We start from the raw sequence: 19,931 nt of genomic DNA, 5'->3' as shown, positions 1-19,931 counted from the left end.
AACATAGCTGTCGCACGCATCGTCTACCGGGTTAAAGCCAGTTCCTGTTTCGGAATTGCCAGTAAAGTACCAGGCAGACAATGGTCATTCCGGCCATCGCCGCCGGGTAACTCCACGTCCAGTTCAGCTCGGGCATGAAACGGAAGTTCATGCCGTAGATGGCGGCGACCATGGTGGGCACCGCCACGATACCAGCCCAGGCTGCCATCTTGCGCATATCGTTGCTCTGCTGCATCCCGACGCGGGCCACTGCAGCCTGTACTAGTGAATTGAGCATGTCGTCGTAGCTGGCGATCTGGTCGGCAGCCTCGGTCTGGTGGTCAGCGACATCACGCAGGTAACGACGCAATTCCTTGGAGATCAAGTCTTTGTTATCCGTTTGCATTCGCTGAAATGCGGAGGAGAGCGGAGCAACACAGCGGCGAAGTTCGACGACCTCGCGCTTGAGTAGGTAAATCGGCTCGACGTTTAGCCTGCGGCCGGGGGTAAATGCCACTTCCTCGATGGCGTCAATATCGTCTTCCATCAGATTGGTCACAGCCAAGTAGTGGTCCACCACGTAGTCGGAGATGGCATGCATGATCGCGTACGGGCCCAGCCGCAGATGCTCGGGGTCGGAATCCATCCGCTTACGCACCTCGGACAGCGCACCATGCTCGCCGTGGCGGACCGTGACAACGAAATTTTTGCCGACGAATATCATCACCTCGCCGGTTTCGACGATCTGGCGGGCCAGCACCACCGATTCGTGTGGGACATAATTGACAGTCTTCAGGACCAGAAACAACGTGTTGTCGTAGCGCTCCAACTTGGGCCGCTGATGGGCATGCACGGCGTCCTCGACTGCCAATGGGTGCAGGCCGAAAACGTCGGCGACGTTTTGCATGTGGCTTGCGTCAGGTTCGTGTAATCCGACCCAGACGAATCCCTCGTGTCCCATTAGTTCGATCTCGCGCACCTTGCTCAGTGCGGCGGCGTACGTCGTGTATTTGCCGGGCAGCCGATTACTTCCGACATATACACCGCAGTCTACTAAGGGTTCGGTGGGTGGGAGGAAAATCGGATGTACGTGGGGCGCGTGTGGTCGGGGCTTCGCGACCGGTCTTAGCGCTTCAGGCAACGCGTTAAACCCCGGGAACATCTCAACCTCCCATCGCAGCGCAGGTGTTATTCAGCGGTGCTTTATGGTACGCATCCTGGCAGAACAGCGGAGGACCGACGATTTGCCAGACTAGTGCTCGAGGACACTAGCACTGCTGGACCGAAAATCTTGGGCCGGCAGAGGTGCGCTAGTTTCGACCTAGTTTCATCCGAGAGTGAAACTCACAATACCGATCTTCTCCAATCAAGGAGTAACCGAAGTGAGTGCAAGTCCCTTCAAGGTTGCTGTCACCGGCGCTGCCGGGCAGATCGGCTATAGCTTGCTGTTCCGCTTGGTAAGTGGTTCACTGCTGGGGCCTGACCGCTCAATCGAACTGCGTCTGCTCGAGATTGAGCCCGCACTCAAGGCGCTTGAGGGTGTCGTGATGGAACTCGACGACTGCGCATTCCCACTGTTGGCGGGTGTCGAGATTGGCGCGGATCCGCACAAGGTCTTTGACGGTGTCAACCTGGCCCTGCTTGTCGGGGCTCGTCCACGTGGACCGGGCATGGAGCGCGGCGACCTGTTGGAGGCCAACGGTGCGATCTTCACCGCGCAGGGCAAGGCTCTCAACGCAGTCGCCGCCGCCGACATCCGCGTCGGTGTGACAGGCAACCCGGCCAACACCAACGCGCTGATTGCGATGACCAGTGCGCCCGACATCTCCCGCGAGCGGTTTTCAGCGCTCACCCGTCTTGACCACAACCGGGCGATCTCGCAGCTAGCCACTAAGACCGGCGCCGCGGTCACCGACATCGCGAAGATGACGATCTGGGGCAACCACTCGGCTACCCAGTACCCTGATGTTTTCCATGCTGAGATTGGCGGCAAGAACGCCGCCGAGGTCGTGGGCGATCAGGCCTGGATTGAGGATTACTTCATACCGACGGTCGCCAAGCGTGGCGCGGCGATCATCGATGCACGCGGCGCGTCGTCGGCCGCTTCGGCTGCTTCGGCGACCATCGATGCCGCCCGAGACTGGCTGCTGGGCACCTCCGAAGGCAACTGGGTATCGATGGCGGTGGTATCCGATGGTTCGTACGGTGTGCCGGAGGGCTTGATTTCTTCGTTTCCGGCCACTACCAAGGACGGCGACTGGACGATCGTCAGTGGTTTAGAGATCGACGACTTCTCCCGCAGCCGCATCGACAAATCGACCGCCGAGCTGGTCGACGAGCGCAACGCGGTCAAGCAACTCGGCTTGATTTAACCGTCCGTGTAGTCGCGCCGTCTTGAAGCACGCTTATGCAGATATCGTGATGACTGCCGTGCGCACTACCTTGACGTTAGACGATGATGTCTTCTGTCTGGTCGAAGAGGCGATTCATCGCGAACGCTGTACCATGAAGCACGTCATCAATGACGCGTTGCGGAGTGCATTGGCGCAGCAGATGGCACGTCAGCAGCTGTATTGACTGAAGCGGCATGAGGCTACAGTGCGGCTTGTATTTGATCTTGCTGGCTTCAACTGGTTGGTCGACGAGCTGGAGGATGAGGGGATCCTGGACATCGCGCGCAACTGTGATCATCCCTGACGTTAATCTGCTGCTTTACGCGGTCATAACTGGGTTCCCGCAGCATCAGCGCGCGCATGCGTGGTGGGAAGATACTGTCAACAGCCCTACTCGAGTCGGGTTGACCCATCCGGCGTTATTCGGATTCTTATGGATTGCGCCACCAGTGCTTGCCGCGCCGTTGTCCACCGTGGACGCGATCGCCCATGTGCACTATATGGCTTTCCCAGTCGAACGTGGACCTACTTACCACTGGGTCGCGCCATCTGGACATCGCGTTGGGTGTGCTCGAGATGCTAAGTACAGCCGGAAAACTGATCACCGGCGTGCAATTGGCCGCGTACGGCATCGAATGTTGCGCTGAGATCCATTCCAATGACACCGACTTTACCCAATTTACCGGCCTCAGATGGATTAACCCCTTGCACGACTAGTGGCTATTGTGGTACAGCCCCCCGCTTGGGAAGTATATCAGTCTCGTTGGTGATCGTGCCGGCTGTTGGCGCCAGACTAGGTGGTTCCAAGTCTGCAGTACTCTCGACCCCGTGCCAAAAATCGACTTGCTGCCGCAGATCGTTATCGACGGCGAGGTCTTTCAGGCTCACCTAGGCGGGAAGGCTAGCTGTAGCACCAAAAAACCCGCTAGACAGCCAACGCACGTTGTTAATCGCCTACCCCTCAGGCATAGCGCAGGTCAGTGGTGCGATCGCCGCCGATCGCACCCGAGCCACCCGCTGCACTTGGGCGAGTCGGCTGGTGGCCGTCGTCAGCGATAGCAGTATCGTACTTGGTCTTGGTGACATCGGATCTGTGGCTTCACTGTCGGCGATGGGAAGCAAGTGCGCCCTGTTCAGGGCATGTGGCGGGCTTAGCGCGATCCTGACCGTCCTGGACACCAAGAATCCCGACGAGATCGTCGAAATCCTGGCACGGCTGCGTCTAATGTTAGGTGCCGTAAACCTTGAGGACATCTTCGCACCGCGCTGCTTCGAAACCGAACGGTGGGTTGTCAAGGCGCTAGACTACTCGGTGATGTACGACGACCAGCATGGCACGGCGATCGTCGTGCAGACCGCCTTGATGGGTGTGACCAAGTTACTGGGGCGCGATATGTCTGCGCTGCAGGTGATGGTGTCCTGCGTCGGTGCTGCGGGTGTCATGTGCATGAATCTCCTTCTAGCATCGAGCGTTTCGGATATCATTGTGCTTGATTCGCGTGACATTCTGTATACTAGGCGTGATGACATGAATTGCGTCAAGGTCAACTTGGTGCGACGCGCCAACCTCGGCGGTCTCACCGGCAGCATGGCCGAGACGCTCGTCGGCGTGGACGTGTTCCTCGGGGTGTCAGCGGGCCTGATCGGTGAAGAATTGATCGCCACGATGACGCCCAGTGAGGTTGTGTTCGCGCTGTCAAATTCGGACCGGGAGATATACTTCCGACATTGTCGCCATGTATGTAGCGGTGATGGTCACCGGACGCAGCAATTTCTGCAACCAGATCAACGACGTGCTCGCTTTTCCTGGCTCGCTGAATGTCGGAGCGCATCGGATCACCGAAAAGATGATGATGGCCACGGCCGAAGTGATCTTCAGTGTCACCAGCGACGACCTCGCCCGCGACCGGATCGTCCTGAGCTGCGTGTTGGGGTAGTGGTTGCCAAAGCGGTCGCCTTGGCATCAAAAGCGTCAGATTCCGCGGAGTGAGGGTCGGTAGACTGTCGGCGTTGCTGCTCGCTGGGGCGTTTGTTGCGGGCGGTTGCTCGGCCGACACCGGTGATCGTCAACCGGAGTTGGTTGTCGGATCTAAGCCCGATTTGGAGTCTACCCTGCTTGCCGCCATCTATGTCGCGGCGTTACGGTCATACGGCTTCGGTGCGCGAGGTGAAGTTAGCGCTGACCCGATAGCGACTTTGGATTCGGGCAGATTCACTGTCGTCCCTGAATTTACCGGCAACGTGTTACAGATTTTGCAGCCGGGTACAACGGTACTTTCCGACGCTTGGGTCTACCGCGCGATGGTCTCCGCACTGCCTGAGGGTATCGCCGCTGGCGACTACACCGTTGCCGCCGAAGACAAGCCTTCGCTGGTCGTGACTTCGGGCACCGCGAAGGCCTGGGGTGGCAGTGAGTTGAGCCTAGTACCCCATCACTGCAACGGGCTGGTCGTCGGGATCGTTGCTGGCGCCCACACCCCCGCGGCGGTGGGTTCGTGCCGGTTGCCCGCCGCGCGTGAATTTCCTGATTATCCAACGATGTTCGGTAAGTTGTTGGCCGGCCAGTTGACTGTGGGCTGGACCACCACCGCCAACCCCGATCTCCCCGCCGACCTGATTATGCTCGCCGACGGCAAAGCCGCGCTGATCCAGGCTGAGAACGTGGTGCCGCTCTATCGGCGTAACATGCTAACGGATCGACAACTACTGGCCGTTAACGAGGTGGCTGGTGTGCTGGACACCGCCGCCCTGACTGAGATGCGCCGCCAGGTAGCACACGGCGCGGATCCGCAGGTGGTCGCCGACGGGTGGTTGGCAGAACACCCACTAGGCCATTAGTTGCCGCGAGAGCGAGTGTCCGTACAAGCGACACGCAGTGTGGGCCGTACACTTGCACACCTTAGCGAGCGCTGCAAGCATCGTCACCAGGATGCGTGCGTCCCGGGTGGTAACGACTGACGTTGGCGGTGCCAGCGGCAACATCAGCTTTGGTGTTAATGGGGGATAAGCCGGCTCGCCATTTGCGCGAACAGCCGTTGATATTTAGATCCTCCCAAACGGGCCACTATGTTCAATATCTTGGCGTCCGGGCCGACCAGTACTTGTGCCTTCTTTTTGTGCACTGCTTTGAGGATGATCCGGGCAGCGCGCTGCGGGCTGGTGTGGGCCACCCGCGTGTCGAACCGGCTGGCCATCTTGCTCACGTCGACTCCTTCGGCGGCGGTGGCGTTGCGGGCGATCGCGGTTTTGATGCCGCCCGGGTACACAATGGTCACTTTCACCGGATGGCCGGCCAGCGCCATCTCTTCGCGCAGCGCTTCGGTGAAGCCGCGGACAGCGAACTTAGCTGAGTTGTACGCTGCCTGCCCCGGTACCGAGAACAAGCCGAACACGCTCGAGACGTTGATAATATGGCCATCTCCAGAGGCAATCAAATATGGAAGAAACGCCTTAGTACCGTTCACCACACCCCAATAATCGACGTCTATCACCCGCTCGATGTCCTTGAACTGGCTGACCTCGATATCTCCGGTGAATGCAATGCCGGCGTTGTTGTAGATCTGGTTCACTTTGCCGAAGTGCTCGTTGACCGCGTCGGCATAAGCCAAGAACGCGTCGCGTTCGGTCACGTCGAGTCGGTCGGTCTTGACCGACGCGCCGATCGCTTTCAGCTGTTCTTCGGTTTGCGCGAGCCCTTCGGTGTCGACATCGCTGATCGCCAGCTTGGCATCCGAACGGGCCAGTTCGATAGCCAAGGCTTGTCCGATACCTGAACCAGCGCCGGTGATAACGGCGACCTTGCCAGTGAACCCCTGCATTAGCAGCGTCTCTCACTGAATGCTATGTCGAGGATCTCCTGTTGCTCGACAGCATGCACCTTCGACGAACCTGATGATGGGGCCGACATCGCCCGGCGTGAAATGCGCTTGATGCCGCAGAGTAAGTCAGGCAGCAGCTCAGGCAAGATCAGGCCTACCGACGGCCACGTGCCTTGGTTGGCCGGCTCCTCCTGTACCCAGAAAAACTCTTGGACGCCGGCGTAGCGTTCGATAATTTCGCGCAGTCGACGTTTCGGCAGCGGGGCAAGCTGCTCTAGGCGCACGATCGCGACATCGTCCCGATTGTCCTTGGCTTTGCGGGCGGCTAGCTCATAGTAAAGTTTGCCGCTCGTCAGCAAGATTCGAGTGACTTTGCTGCGGTCGCCCACACCGTCCTCGTAGGTGGGTTCTTCCAACACTGAGCGGAACTTGATCTCGGTGAAGTCCTTGATGTCGCTGACTGCGGCCTTGTTGCGCAACATCGACTTGGGCGTAAACACGATGAGCGGACGTTTAATACCGTCGAGAGCGTGCCGGCGCAACAAGTGGAAGTAGTTTGACGGAGTCGACGGCACCGCAATGGTCATCGAGCCCTCCGCCCACAACTGCAGGAAGCGTTCGATGCGACCAGAGGTGTGGTCGGGGCCCTGCCCCTCGTGCCCGTGCGGCAGTAGCAGTACCACCGTCGATAATTGTCCCCACTTAGCCTCACCGGAACTGATGAATTCATCAATGATTGACTGTGCACCGTTGACGAAGTCGCCGAACTGCGCCTCCCACAGCACCACGGCATCCGGGTTGCCCACCGTGTAGCCATATTCGAAACCAACAGCGGCGTACTCCGACAGCGGCGAGTCGTAGACCAAGAACTTGCCACCGGTCAGGCTGCCGTCAGGGTTGCGGGCCAGCAGCTGCAACGGAGTGAATTCCTCGCCGGTGTGGCGGTCAATGATCACTGAATGCCGTTGGGAGAAGGCGCCGCGCTTGGTGTCTTGGCCCGATAGACGCACTAGCTTGCCTTCAGCCACCAGCGATCCTAGAGCCAGTAACTCGGCGAAAGCCCAGTCGATCTTGCCTTCGTAGGCCATCTCCCGGCGCTTCTCGAGCACCGGCTGTACTCGCGGGTGCACGGTGAAACCCTCTGGTACTGCCAGGAATGCATCGCCAATGCGGGCCAGCAGCGCTTTGTCCACCGCGGTGGACAGCCCCGCGGGGATCATCTGGTTGGACTCCACCGACTCACTGGGCTGCGCGCCGTATTTCTCCAGGTCGCGGACCTCGTTGAACACTCGCTCCAGCTGACCCTGGTAGTCGCGCAGCGCGTCCTCGGCTTCCTTCATCGAAATGTCGCCACGGCCGATCAAGGCTTCGGTGTAGCTCTTACGGGCGCCGCGCTTGGTATCGACAACGTCATACATGTACGGGTTGGTCATCGACGGATCGTCGCCCTCGTTATGCCCGCGCCGGCGGTAGCACAGCATGTCGATGATGACGTCTTTCTTAAACCTTTGCCGGAAGTCCACCGCCAGTTTGGCTACCCACACGCAGGCTTCCGGGTCGTCGCCATTGACGTGGAAGATTGGCGCGCCGACCATCTTGGCGACATCCGTGCAGTATTCGCTGGACCTGGAGTATTCTGGTGCGGTAGTGAAGCCGATCTGGTTGTTGACTACGATATGAATGGTGCCGCCGACACGGTAACCGGGCAGATTCGCTAGGTTTAGCGTCTCGGCCACGACTCCTTGGCCGGCGAAGGCCGCGTCCCCGTGCAGCATCATCGGCACCACCGAAAACACTTCATCTTGGTTGTCGCCGACATCCTTGCTGAGCAGGTCTTGCTTGGCTCGGACGAGACCTTCGAGCACTGGGTCTACGGCTTCTAGGTGTGACGGGTTGGCGGTCAGCGATACCTGAATGTCGTTGTCGCCAAACATTTGCAGATACAAACCGGTAGCACCGAGATGGTATTTGACATCGCCGGAGCCGTGTGTCAGTGTCGGGTTTAGATTGCCCTCGAACTCGGTGAATATTTGTGAGTATGGCTTGCCGACGATGTTGGCCAACACGTTGAGCCGGCCACGGTGCGGCATCCCGATGACCACTTCGTCCAGGCCATGTTCGGCGCATTGGTCGATCGCCGCATCCATCATCGGGATGACGCTTTCGGCGCCTTCTAGTGAGAATCGCTTTTGCCCGACGTACTTGGTATGCAGGAACGTTTCAAAGGCTTCGGCCGCGTTGAGCTTGCTCAGGATGTATTTCTGTTCGGCTACAGTAGGTTTAACGTGCCTGGTCTCGACCCGCTGTTGCAGCCACTCCTGTTGTTCGGAGTCGAGGATGTGGGTGTACTCCACGCCGATATGGCGACAGTAGGCGTCGCGAAGCAAGCCCAGCACGTCACGCAGCTTCTTGTGTTCACACCCGCCAAAGCCGTTGACCTTGAATACCCGATCCAGATCCCACAGCGTCAGACCGTGGGTCAGCACGTCGAGATCCGGATGACTGCGGAAGCGGGTGTTATCCAACCGCAGCGGATCGATGTCGGCCATCAGATGGCCGCGGTTGCGATAGGCTGCGATCAACTCCATGACACGAGCGTTCTTGTCGACGATCGAGTCTGGGTTGTCGGTGCGCCAGCGCACCGGCAGATATGGGATCGACAGCTCGCGGAAGATCTCGTCCCAGAAGCTGTCCGAGAGTAGCATTTCATGGATTGTGCGCAGGAAGTCACCTGATTCTGCGCCTTGGATGATGCGGTGGTCGTAGGTCGAAGTCAGGGTGATCAACTTGCCAATGCCCAATTCGGCGATGCGTTCTGCGCTAGCGCCTTGAAGTTCGGCAGGGTATTCCATGGCGCCCACGCCTATGATAGCGCCCTGGCCAGCCATCAGCCGCGGCACCGAATGTACGGTGCCGATAGTGCCGGGGTTGGTCAGTGAGATCGTAACGCCGGCAAAGTCTTCGGCGGTTAGCTTGCCATCGCGGGCCCGGCGGACGATATCTTCGTAGGCTGTGACGAATTGCGCGAAGCGCAATTCGTCACAGCGCTTGATGCCGGCCACCACTAGGGACCGCTTGCCGTCTTTACCTTGCAGGTCGATCGCTAGGCCGAGATTGGTGTGGGCCGGCGTCACCGCGGTGGGCTTGCCGTAGATCTCCGCGTAGTGCCGGTTGATGTTTGGGAACTTCTTGACCGCCTGCACCAAGGCGTAGCCCAGCAAATGTGTGAAGGAGATCTTCCCGCCGCGGTTGCGCTTGAGTTGGTTGTTGATGATGGTCCGATTGTCGATCATCAGCTTGGCTGGGACGGCTCGCACGCTGGTTGCCGTTGGCACGTCCAGTGAAGCGGACATATTCTTGACGACCGCTGCGGCGGCACCGCGCAGTACCTGCAATTCGTCACCTTCGACAGGGCCGGCTGGCCCGTTGGCTATCGCTGGGATGCCCGGGAGTTTGGCCCTGTTCGTTGCCTGTTCAGTGGCTGCGGCTGACTTTGCTTGAGGTGTGGACGAAGGGTATCTACCAGCGGAGGTCGGGACCGCAGACACCGGTTCGGCGGTTGATTCGGGGTTATAGTCAACCAGGAATTCATGCCAGCTTGGATCGACCGAGGAGGGGTCGTCGCGGAACTTGCGGTACATCTCTTCGACCAGCCATTCGTTTTGCCCGAATGGTGAGCTTATGTTGGCCACGGCCGCTGTTCGCCTCGATTCTTCTGTCCTGCAAGCGCATTGAGCCACGCTTGCAACTATCTGCACTTTGGTTGGCGGGGTATCCTTCGTGCCCGCCGCGGTATGGAACGGTCTCCGCTCCTCATAAAGGCTATCGCTTTGGCTGCGATCAGCCAGATGGGCCGGGGCTCTGCACCTCGTTGAGGTCTAGCCAGCCTCATGAATCGTTGGCGACGGGACCAGGGGGGTTGGCCAGTGCGACGGCGCGGTACCGAACGCGTTGCGGGCATTGCGGACAATCTTGTTACCCACGATGCAATTGCCAGCGCCGCCCACCGCGGCGCCGATACCGACCGGCAGCATTTTGCCAAACATCAGTGCTCCGCGACGCATCGTGTACCGTTTGACGGTGTACTTGAGTATCCGTGTATTAAGTGGGGTCCACGTTGACAGCGGCAGTGAGGCCATGCCCTTGGTTAGCCAACCCCCGGTGGTGCGGTTCGGACCGATCAGTTCTCCGATGGCACGCCGGGTGTTGTCTCCGACCAGCACCGCTAACATCAGCGCACGACGTCGTTCCCGGTGGTCGGTGGGGATGCCATACACTGACGCGATTGCTAGTACGAAGACCGCAGTCGCCTCCAGAAAGAACACCGTCTCACCGGCACCGACCGACACCGCAGCCAACGTCCCGACTCCGGGTAATGTGGCCGCCGAACCCACCGCCGCACCGCTTGCGGTCAACGCGGCCAGATAGCGCTTTTCCAACGTGGCGATGATTTCGGCCGGGTTGGCACCTGGGCGTGTACGTCGCAGCCAGGCCACGTAAGCTTCTGCCACCGGGCTGTGTATCCGCGAACTACGTTCGATGATCTGCGCCAGTGCCCGGATAGACGCTTTGGGGTGGCCGCCTATAGTGGCTGAACTTTGGTCCTGTTGGGACCGATTCCAGGACCTATTTTGATGACCGTTTCGTTGGGCGCACATATTGCCTCTCCTATGAATGGCGTGCTTTTAGGCTAACTCCGGTTCCAGTTATCGCTGGTAGAGTGGCAATCATGCTGAACCGTGCGTCTTGGTGCCAAGTTCGGTAATAATCGAATTGGGTTGCCCAGCCGAAATAATGTGGACTGAATATTTAGGTTGGGATGATGTGGGCTGTTGGGCCCGTTGGTCGACCGGACGGGGAGGGATATTCCGGACAGGAGGGATTACGATGACCTATCAGCTTAGCGTTGCTGGTTAGCTGCATCTTCGGCACCGAGGCTAAACGACGACCGTGATCGGACGCATGCCAAGGCCGCGCGACGCGACACCTTGTCGGAAACTGAACGAGGTGGGCAAATGGCATCGGTTCGCATCGACTCCGCAAACTCATGGTATGCGCTGTGGACGATGGTGACTGGTTTCTTCATGATCGTGCTCGATACGCGACATCGTCGCCATCGCGAACCCGGCTACTATGGCCGACTTGAGTGTCGGGTATGATGCCGTTATCGGGGTGACCAGCGTCTACTTGCTGGGTTATGCGGCGGCGTTGCTGGTGGCCGGGCGGTTGGGCGATAGGTTCGGCCCTTAAGAGCCGCTACCTAATCGGTCTGGGTGGTATTTACTGCCGCTTCGGCGTGGTGTGGGTTGTCGGGTGGCGCCGCCATGTTAATCGCTGTTTGGGTCATGCAAGGTGTTGGCACTGGGGTGCTTCCTCCGCAAGCTTTGTCGACTATCACCCGGATTTGTCCAGCGCAATGCCGCCGGTACCGCGATGAGCATGTAAGGGCGATTGCCGGTGCTGTCAACCTGCTGGGGCCATTGGTCGGTGGTGCGTTGATGACGGGCTGGGCTGGCAGTGGTTAACGTCCCCGTCGGTGTCGTCGGCTTGGCGATGACGGTTTGGTTGGTGCTGGTGCTGCCCCACACAGGAGCATCGGTTCGACTTGGTCAGCGTCGTGTTATCCGGAGCTGGAACGTTTCTGATCGTCTTCCGACTACAGCAGGGGCAATCTGCTCGTTGTGCGCCGTGGGTCTAGGCGACGCTCGTCGTAGGCGTCGGGTTCCTGGTAACATTCATTATTATCGGCAGGAAATTGGTACCCGCGAGCCGCGGATCCCAGTCGATATCTTCAGCTACCGAGAATTCAGTCTGTGCAATGTCGGAGTGGCGGTTGGGGCGTTCGCGACGATGGCGCTGTTGATCGCGCTGACGTGAATCTCGTTCAAGATGGACCCGGGTGCACCAATCCAGTGGTTGGTGCGACTGCTCCGCGTAATCGGCGGCAGGTCGGTGTTGGTGTGGTCGCCATTGACCGTCACCGCGATCCGCAAGTGGGCGTCGCAACTAGTCGGTGAGGGCTCTGCTGTGTCCAGTGCGATCCTCCAACTCGGAGCCGTGCTCGGCAACATGAGAATAGCCGTATTGCATGATGTTGTGGATCAGTGCTGACATACCGTGGATCCTGTGCGGCGGGTACGCGCCCAGCGACTCCAACGCCTTGACGCTGCCCGAGTGGCTGCGTAGCCTGTCATCGGCCGCTATGTAGAAGTCGATACTGTTGTCCGCGTTTGTCGCCTTGTTCGGAATTATCGCCGCCCTGTTTGTGGTCGGTGGCACGGCTTCGGCGATGAGTCATGCTACCGGTGAGCGACCCTGTCTGGTCCCCGAAGACGGCGATTGCAGTGGTGGCTATGACGAAGATGATAATGACTATGTCGAGTTGATACTTCAACGTTGCTCACATCGAAATCTGTCAGTGCTTCCGCCGTTTCGTCAAAAGCGACCTGCTTACGTCGCTGGTGCAACGTCAGATCGGTTCTGGTCGTCATCGGCTCATCGACGATGAAACACCGCCAAATTGACCTTACTGTCGCGATTCGGGCGATTTCGTCGGCTATCGGCCGGCAAGCATCCAGTAAGCAGACTTTACTAGATTTCGGTCAGCCGGCCGCATCGAATGCCGCCAGCATCAAAAATGCGCCCAAGTCAATCAAGCCAACGGGCGTGGCGGGCAGATAGTCGGTCAACGTCTCCGAGCGCACGATTACTGCCGCATATTGCGCTCGACTGACGGCGACGTTAAGCCGGTTCCTGTTGAGCAGAAATGAAATTCCTCGTGGTACCATGTCAGCAGATGAGGCGGTCATCGAGATGAAGACTATTGGAGCCTGCCCGCCTTGGAACTTGTCCACTGTCCCGACTCGCACTCCACCGAGCCCGGCAGATATCAATCGTTGACGCATCAGCGTCACCTGAGTATTATATGGCGCCAGTACTAAGACATTGGAGGCATCCAACGGCCGGGTGCCGTGCTCATCAGTCCACGACGTGCCGAGCAGCCGTTCTATTTCTGCGGTGATCGCGTCGGCCTCTTCGGGGCTCTCTGTCGAATTTCCCTGGTGGTGAACGGTAAGTACATGCACACCGGGTTTATACTCATCGAGGTATCGCGCTGCTGTGTACTTAGCGTGGGTATGTAATCTGCCTTCGTAGGACAGTGTCGAGACTGCGGCACAGACCGTCGGATGCATTCGGTAGGAGCGATCCAGAAAGTAACCATGTGCATCTGGCAGGGTTTGCTGACCGTCAACCAGCCAATTCAACGCGGAGGTATCGACCGGTTCGGGATGAGTGCCTTGACTGACCTGTGGTAGCTGTTGCGGGTCGCCGAGTAGCATGAGATTGGCTGCTGCAGGTGCCACGGCGATGGTATTGGCCAAACAGAACTGGCCGGCCTCGTCGATTATTAGTAAATCGAGACTTCCCGGAGGCACCCGATTGCGGTTAGCGAAATCCCATGCCGTACCACCGATTACGCATCCAGCGGGGTCGGCAATGAAGATCGGGTACTTGTTCCCGTCAATCTCTTGCCAGCGTGTAGCGCTGCGGCCATGCCGTTTCTTTGCGACTCGTCGTGCATCGAGGCCGGCTGCGATCACACCGTCCAAGAGGTTCTCCACCGCAGTATGCGATTGCGCGACAACGCCAATGCGCCAGGCATAGTTGCTGACCAACCGTGTGATGACGTGCGCGGCGGTGTGCGTCTTGCCGGTCCCGGGTGGCCCATGTATGGCCAGGTATGATGAATCCAAGTCCAGCACCGCAGCGGTAATGGCAGCGACCGTGTCGGTGTCACGCGGTAGTGGGGCACCGCTGCGGGTTCGGGGCTCACGGCGTAGCAAAATGTCGATCAGCGCGGTGCGGGGTAGTTGTGGCAAGCTGGCGGCCAGCGCAGTAGCCGTTGATTCGATCGAATCCCGCAGGACTGTAGTTGCTATAGGTGGCCCCGGGGTCAGCGCGAACGGCAACTGATGAAATGTTTTTCCACTATTTCCTACTCGCTCCACAATGACCACCTCGGTGGGTACCGACGGGTCGTCGGCTTCGACAACCTCGGCTCGACCGGCGGTTCGCCGGTTGGGGTGGGCAGTCATCCCAGGCGAAGACGGAGGCTCATAGAGTGCAAATACTACCGAACTGAGTTCACCACGTGCCAACCCGCCACGCAGTCGCACCCGTCGCTGTGGCTTGCGTGCGCGAGGAGGTGTATGCCAATCGACGATGACCGACGCGTCGTCGGCAATGAAGACGTCTGTGTTGTCGGACCATTCGTCAACAGGAAAGTTGAGCCGGTCAAAGTGCTTCCACCAGAACGGCTTATCCTCGCGTTGGTAGTAGCCGCATGCTGCGGCTACTAAGGCGATGGCGGTCTGCTCGGGTGTGCGGTCGCCGACGGCGGCATCACCAGTGAAAATTGACAAGGCCGGCAAAGTTGCTGTAGAATTTCTGCTATCGTCAGTGGTTTTCCCCTGGAAAACTGGTTGAGCGCCAGTCGGTATGATACCGGCTTCGTGTGCACGCAAAAGCAGCCAGTTGCGTAGTTCACGAGTGGACCGGCAGTCGTAGTGGTTGTAGTTTTCGATCTCCTTGAGTACGGTTTCCGCCTCGTCAGATCTGCCTGCAGTACGCAATTCGCAGTACCACCCATAGCCGGTGATCGAGTCGGCAGCGGTGGTTACGTCGCCGGCGCGCAGTTGTGCTCCCATATATAGAGGCTCAAGCGCCTTCAGACTAAACGATTCAGCACCTACGCGAATACTTTTGCGTACCAAAGGGTAAAGGTCAACCAACGTCCCGCTGCGCAGTAGCTCGTCGACTTCGTCCTCACCGACCCCGTATCGTCCGGCAAGTCGCAACAGTGCAGTCTTCTCATAGGGCGCGTAGTGATAGATGTGCATCTGTGGTCGACGCTTACGGCGCTTGGCCACCATTGCCAGAAATTCAGTGAGCGCCTTGCGTTCGTCTATACGGTTGTGCGCCCACAGTGGGTGGAAGTTACCGGCAGGTTCGGTGCCTAAGATGCCGAACAGGTATTCCAAGCCCCATTCTTGGCCGTCGGCTGTCCACAGCGGATCACCCTCGAAGTCGAAAAATAGGTCACCAGGATCCGGCTTGGGCAACAGTGTAAGCGGCTGCGGGTCAACGATCTCGAATTGCGGAATGCCAGTGTCACGTTGACGGATTTGCAGTTTGGCCTGTGCGGTTAGCTTGCTGAGCACGTTGGAAGACAGGTCAGGTACCGGGCCGGAATGATTGGCCAGCTCGGTGATGGTAGTAATTCCGACGTCCAGAAGCTTGTCGCGCTGGCTTACTCGCATACCTGCTATAAGCAGCAGATCGTCGGTTGCCCGCAACTGTTCGGTGCACTGTGGACAGCGCAAACACGCCCGCACCTCGTTGTCTTCCCAGCACACCGCAGCTCCTGCAGCATAGTGGCGGTCGAGCAGTCGCTGCAGTAGCGCGCGCTGGTACCGGTACACCGGGATCAAGTTGCAGACCCGGTAGGAAACGATGGTTCCGTTGCCGAGCCGTAGCTCGGCCTCAGGTGTAACCGGGACGCCCACGTGCGCTAGTGCATCGGCGTAGGCAGCTAGCTGCAATAACGCAGTGACCTTAGGTGAACGCGCTAGCTTGGTATCAACGATCCGATATCGGTCACCGTCGCGTAGCAGGAAGTCGGCGAACCCGACAAAGCGGCCGTCGAACACTGTGGCCTGATACACCGCCGGAGCGCGGTTGGCGATGGCGCGCTGAGTCGCCTCGGCGGCGGCGGCGAACCCGGTGCGCGTGTTCGCTGGACGGCCAATAACCGCAACCGCATCGCCGAACTTGTGGCGCAATTGGTCAAGATGACGCTGCTCATGGTCGGCACCCAGAGTGCTTGTTCGCGCGAACAGTTCGTCTTCGGTGGTGGTGACGATGGGGCCCCAGCCTAATCTCGCGTCGAAATCCCGAAGTAGAGCGTACTCGCACTGGGCTGCGGTGGCGAGATCTGATGCGCTGTAGACGATGGTCTCATCGGTGACAAACACGGCAATAACTGTAGGTGAAAGGTCCGACGGTAACGGGGTACTACTTGGCTGCGCGGCTAGTCGCCTGTGGCGTTACCGATAAGCTCAACCGCGTTGCCGTTCCAATGAAACCTCACCGCGGTAGTTATGCTGTTAATGCCGCTAGGGTAGGTCAACGCCACCGTGTCATCGGTGGTCTGAGCCGGGCTAATGCCATTGAACCCGTATGTGTCGGGCACTCCTTGCGGGATGAATTGGCCAAGATGAAACAGTACCGCTCGAGTGGTGGGGTTGACTGTGTTTGTGTTGGCCTTGATGATAACCGCCGATAGCTGGGTGCACTCGTTGTAGTTACCGGCTAACGGTTCGGGATTCCAGGGTTGCGCACTGCGCGGATCGCGGGGCAGCTCGGAGATCGCCCTGGCGATGTTGGGTGAGGCAAGATTGACCGCGCATGGATCGGCCGGTGGCGCGCTGCTAGTTGGCGGGGCAGCCGTCGCGGATGGTGGGATCGATGCAGTAGAGATAATGATTGACGTGGCTCCGGTGGTCGAGAGGGCCACTGGCGTCTTTGCGACCGTAGAGTCCTCTGAACCACAGCCGGTCAACGTCGTGGTGACCAATAAGACAGCGACCATACCCGGCAGTGACTCGGGACAGGGTGGTGACCACACATCGGGCACGGTACCGCTTGCTGTCGCAAGTGTCCGCAATTGTACGGCTGATGTGGCGTGTCGCGGTACCTACATGGACGCTCGTGACCTATGGACCTGCTGTGTCCAGCTCCACTAGATTGACGATAACCATTAAACTCCATGTGCGATGGCTATCCCAGACAACACGCCTGTGACATCCGTTGAAGCGTTTACCGATTTGCAGATCCATCCGCGTGTCTTGCGGGCAATTGTCGACGTTGGCTACGAATCACCGACAGCTATTCAGGCGGCGACGATTCCGGCGCTAATGGCAGGTTCAGATGTGGTCGGACTAGCGCAGACCGGCACCGGCAAGACAGCGGCTTTCGCGATCCCGATCCTGTCTAAAATCGACATCACGAGCAAAGCAACTCAAGCTCTGGTGCTGGCGCCCACTCGTGAGCTGGCTTTGCAGGTAGCTGAGGCGTTCAGTCGTTACGGGGCTTATCTGCCGCAGGTCAACGTGCTATCAATCTACGGCGGGTCATCGTATAGTGTGCAACTAGCCGGGCTCAGACGTGGTGCACAGGTCGTGGTTGGTACCCCTGGCCGCGTCATCGACCATCTCGAACGTGGCACGCTGAACCTGTCGCGACTGGACTACTTGGTGCTCGACGAGGCCGACGAGATGCTCACCATGGGTTTCGCGGAAGACGTTGAGCGTATCCTTTCTGAAACCCCGGAATACAAACAGGTAGCTCTGTTTTCGGCGACCATGCCACCAGCGATCCGCAAACTCACTACCAAGTACTTACACGATCCGCTCGAAATCACTTTCAAAGCGAAAAGTGCTACTGCCGAGAATATTTCGCAGCATTACATCTACGTTGCCGGTCCACGCAAAATGGACGCACTGACTCGTGTCCTGGAAGTCGAGCCATTCGAGGCGATGATCGTCTTTGTCCGCACCAAACAGGCGACTGAAGAGGTTGCCGAGAGACTACGTGCCCGAGGATTCTCTGCCGCGGCTATTAACGGTGACATTCCACAAGGACAGCGCGAGCGGACCATCACCGCTCTGCGAGAAGGTGTCACCGACATCCTGGTTGCCACCGATGTCGCTGCGCGTGGACTAGATGTGGAGCGGATATCGCATGTGCTCAATTATGATATTCCACACGACACCGAGTCCTATGTGCACCGGATTGGACGCACGGGCAGGGCTGGCCGCTCGGGGAAGGCGCTATTGTTCGTTTCCCCACGGGAGCGCCACCTGCTAAAGTCAATTAAAAAAGCTACCAAGCAAGCGCTTATCGCGGCCGAGTTGCCTACTGTCGAACATGTCAATGCACAGCGGGTAGCTAAATTCAGTGATTCCATCACCGACGCGCTCGGCGATCCGGGAATCGAGTTATTTCGCAGACTGGTCGAGGATTACGAACGCGAGCACAATGTCCCGATGGCTGATATTGCCGCGGCACTGGCGTTGCAATCCCGTGACGGCGAAGCGTTCTTGATGGCGCCTGAACCGTCGCCTCAGCGGACGAAGGAGCCCAAAGGGGCCAAAAATCAGCGTAGTGACGCACGTCGGAATTGTTCCGAAAAGACAAGGAATGAAAAGAACTTCATGTTGTATCGCATCGCTGTGGGCAAACGGCATAAGGTTGGTCCAGGTGCGATTGTGGGCGCTATTGCCAACGAGGGAGGTTTGCATCGCAGCGACTTTGGCCATATCACCATTGGGTTAGACTTCTCTCTGGTAGAGCTTCCGGCCAAGTTGCCCAGTGCCAAGCTGAAAAAGCTTGAGAAAACACGTATTTCAGGAGTTCTGATCGACCTTCAACCCGATCGTCCACCCGAGAAAACCCGTGGGCGTGATGGCGGTAAATCGCGTAGAAAACATACCGAATGACGCTGTTCAAGAAAAGAGACGCCCAAAGCAGACTGGAGTCGGTGTCGCAGGTGGATTGGGTCGCTTCGCTGACCGGAATCCGCGCGGCCGCCGCCCTCCTGGTCGTTGGCACCCACGCGGCATACACTACCGGCAAGTACGCTCAAGGTTATTGGGGCCTGGTCGGTGCTCGCTTGGAGATTGGCGTCCCGATCTTCTTTGTGCTATCTGGCTTCTTACTGTTCCGCCCGTGGGTGAAATCAGCTGTTACTGGCAGTCCGCCACCTTCGGTGAGCCGATACGCGTGGTACCGGGTTCAACGTATCATGCCTGCGTACGTGATCACTGTGTTGTTGGCCTACGTCCTATACCATTTCCGGGCAGCTGGGCCGAACCCTGGACACAGCTGGGTGGGATTGATCCGCAACCTCACACTGACGCAGATCTATACTGACGGCTACCTAGGTGCGTATCTGCACCAGGGTCTCACCCAGATGTGGAGCCTCGCGGTGGAGGTCGCTTTCTACGTGGCGCTACCGTTGCTGGCATATCTATTGTTGGTACTGCTCTGTCAGCGGCGATGGCAGCCGAAGTTGATGTTGACCGCTCTTGCGGGGACATTGTTGATCAGCCCGGGATGGTTGATCCTGGTGCATGTCGGTCACTGGTTTCCCGACGGCGCTCGGCTGTGGCTGCCGACCTACCTGGCCTGGTTCCTCGGCGGCATGATACTGGCCGTGCTGCAGGCAATGGGTGTGCACTGCTACGCGTTCGGGGCCATACCGCTGGCGATCATTTGCTACTTCATTGTGTCGACGCCGATCGCCGGCGCGCCAACCACCTCGCCAACGTCGTTGGGGGAGGCGCTGTTCAAAACGGGCTTCTACGCAGCGATTGCCATGTTGGTGGTGGCGCCGCTGGTGCTAGGTGATCTGGGGTGGTATTCACGACTGTTGGCTAGCCGGCCGATGGTGTGGCTGGGCGAGATTTCCTACGAAATCTTCCTGATCCATCTGGTGACGATGGAGTTCGCGATGGTCTATGTGGTCCGAGATCACGTTTACACCGGCTCGATGCTGAATCTCATCGTTGTCACGCTCGCGCTGACGATCCCCTTGGCCTGGCTGCTGCATCACTGCACGAGCGTCCGAAACTAAACAGAATCTTCAGACATATTAGGTTACCCTGTCCTAAATTAGCAG

Annotated in this window: 14 protein-coding genes and 3 pseudogenes; 10 read left to right on the top strand and 7 right to left on the bottom strand. The window is 58.6% G+C overall.

Annotation, left to right across the window (positions count from 1 at the left end; genetic code table 11):
- Positions 1–31: 31 nt before the first annotated feature.
- A complete protein-coding gene (gene corA / locus MUBE_RS02865; protein WP_116539407.1) occupies positions 32–1,141 on the bottom strand; it encodes a magnesium/cobalt transporter CorA in 1,110 nt (369 codons plus the stop codon).
- Between the two features lie 220 nt (positions 1,142–1,361).
- Here corA and MUBE_RS02860 point away from each other — a divergent pair, with 220 nt between their 5' ends.
- The 5 genes and pseudogenes from MUBE_RS02860 to MUBE_RS02840 all read left to right on the top strand — a co-directional run bounded on the left by MUBE_RS02860 (position 1,362) and on the right by MUBE_RS02840 (position 5,210).
- Entirely contained in the window at positions 1,362–2,351 is a 990-nt protein-coding gene (locus tag MUBE_RS02860) for a malate dehydrogenase (protein WP_116539406.1), read from the top strand.
- A gap of 58 nt (positions 2,352–2,409) precedes the next feature.
- Positions 2,410–2,676 (top strand): annotated as a pseudogene (locus MUBE_RS19270) (type II toxin-antitoxin system antitoxin VapB33).
- Positions 2,663–3,089 (top strand): annotated as a pseudogene (locus MUBE_RS02850) (TA system VapC family ribonuclease toxin). Before MUBE_RS19270 ends, MUBE_RS02850 begins: the two co-directional pseudogenes overlap by 14 nt.
- A gap of 111 nt (positions 3,090–3,200) precedes the next feature.
- Positions 3,201–4,362: pseudogene (locus MUBE_RS02845) on the top strand (NAD(P)-dependent malic enzyme).
- Positions 4,359–5,210 (top strand): glycine betaine ABC transporter substrate-binding protein, encoded by an 852-nt coding sequence (locus MUBE_RS02840; protein WP_116539405.1) that lies wholly within the window; start codon positions 4,359–4,361, stop codon positions 5,208–5,210. The pseudogene MUBE_RS02845 and the gene MUBE_RS02840 overlap by 4 nt, the downstream one beginning before the upstream one ends.
- Positions 5,211–5,365: 155 nt before the next feature.
- Here MUBE_RS02840 and MUBE_RS02835 read toward each other — a convergent pair whose 3' ends face one another.
- The 3 genes from MUBE_RS02835 to MUBE_RS02825 all read right to left on the bottom strand — a co-directional run bounded on the left by MUBE_RS02835 (position 5,366) and on the right by MUBE_RS02825 (position 10,848).
- Positions 5,366–6,190, bottom strand: coding sequence for an SDR family NAD(P)-dependent oxidoreductase (locus MUBE_RS02835; protein ID WP_116539404.1), 825 nt, complete (start codon positions 6,188–6,190; stop codon positions 5,366–5,368).
- A complete protein-coding gene (locus tag MUBE_RS02830) occupies positions 6,190–9,882 on the bottom strand; it encodes a multifunctional oxoglutarate decarboxylase/oxoglutarate dehydrogenase thiamine pyrophosphate-binding subunit/dihydrolipoyllysine-residue succinyltransferase subunit (protein WP_116539403.1) in 3,693 nt (1,230 codons plus the stop codon). Before MUBE_RS02830 ends, MUBE_RS02835 begins: the two co-directional genes overlap by 1 nt.
- A 186-nt stretch (positions 9,883–10,068) precedes the next feature.
- Complete coding sequence (locus tag MUBE_RS02825) at positions 10,069–10,848, bottom strand: hypothetical protein (protein WP_207801632.1); 780 nt, start codon at positions 10,846–10,848, stop codon at positions 10,069–10,071.
- Between the two features lie 475 nt (positions 10,849–11,323).
- Between MUBE_RS02825 and MUBE_RS18810 the strand changes: the two genes are divergently transcribed.
- Genes MUBE_RS18810 through MUBE_RS02810 form a run of 3 tightly spaced genes read left to right on the top strand, consistent with a single transcriptional unit; the run spans position 11,324 to position 12,067 of the window.
- Positions 11,324–11,440 carry an MFS transporter gene (locus MUBE_RS18810; protein WP_165849660.1) on the top strand — a complete coding sequence of 39 codons (117 nt, stop codon included), beginning with the start codon at positions 11,324–11,326 and terminating at the stop codon, positions 11,438–11,440.
- 23 nt (positions 11,441–11,463) lie between these two features.
- Positions 11,464–11,715 (top strand): hypothetical protein, encoded by a 252-nt coding sequence (locus MUBE_RS02815; protein WP_116539401.1) that lies wholly within the window; start codon positions 11,464–11,466, stop codon positions 11,713–11,715.
- Entirely contained in the window at positions 11,708–12,067 is a 360-nt protein-coding gene (locus MUBE_RS02810) for a hypothetical protein (protein WP_116539400.1), read from the top strand. Before MUBE_RS02815 ends, MUBE_RS02810 begins: the two co-directional genes overlap by 8 nt.
- A 129-nt stretch (positions 12,068–12,196) precedes the next feature.
- Here the strand turns inward: MUBE_RS02810 and MUBE_RS15020 are convergent, their stop codons facing one another.
- The 3 genes from MUBE_RS15020 to MUBE_RS02790 form a co-directional block, all read right to left on the bottom strand.
- The gene (locus MUBE_RS15020) at positions 12,197–12,469 is read right to left on the bottom strand and encodes a hypothetical protein (RefSeq protein WP_133297027.1); all 273 of its coding nucleotides are present in this window, start codon (positions 12,467–12,469) and stop codon (positions 12,197–12,199) included.
- A 323-nt stretch (positions 12,470–12,792) separates the two neighbouring features.
- A complete protein-coding gene (locus MUBE_RS02795; RefSeq protein WP_116539397.1) occupies positions 12,793–16,224 on the bottom strand; it encodes a TM0106 family RecB-like putative nuclease in 3,432 nt (1,143 codons plus the stop codon).
- A gap of 56 nt (positions 16,225–16,280) precedes the next feature.
- A complete protein-coding gene (locus MUBE_RS02790) occupies positions 16,281–16,886 on the bottom strand; it encodes an LppP/LprE family lipoprotein (protein WP_116539396.1) in 606 nt (201 codons plus the stop codon).
- Positions 16,887–17,025: 139 nt separating this feature from the next.
- On the opposite strand from MUBE_RS02790, the gene MUBE_RS02785 reads away from it, so the two are divergent.
- Both MUBE_RS02785 and MUBE_RS02780 read left to right on the top strand, forming a co-directional pair.
- Positions 17,026–18,750 (top strand): DEAD/DEAH box helicase, encoded by a 1,725-nt coding sequence (locus tag MUBE_RS02785; RefSeq protein WP_116539395.1) that lies wholly within the window; start codon positions 17,026–17,028, stop codon positions 18,748–18,750.
- Entirely contained in the window at positions 18,747–19,886 is a 1,140-nt protein-coding gene (locus MUBE_RS02780) for an acyltransferase family protein (protein WP_116539394.1), read from the top strand. Before MUBE_RS02785 ends, MUBE_RS02780 begins: the two co-directional genes overlap by 4 nt.
- Positions 19,887–19,931: the final 45 nt, after the last annotated feature.

It is taken from the genome of Mycobacterium uberis (genome assembly GCF_003408705.1).
Classification (GTDB): Bacteria; Actinomycetota; Actinomycetes; order Mycobacteriales; family Mycobacteriaceae; genus Mycobacterium; species Mycobacterium uberis.
This window is presented reverse-complemented; position numbering and strand designations above follow the sequence as displayed.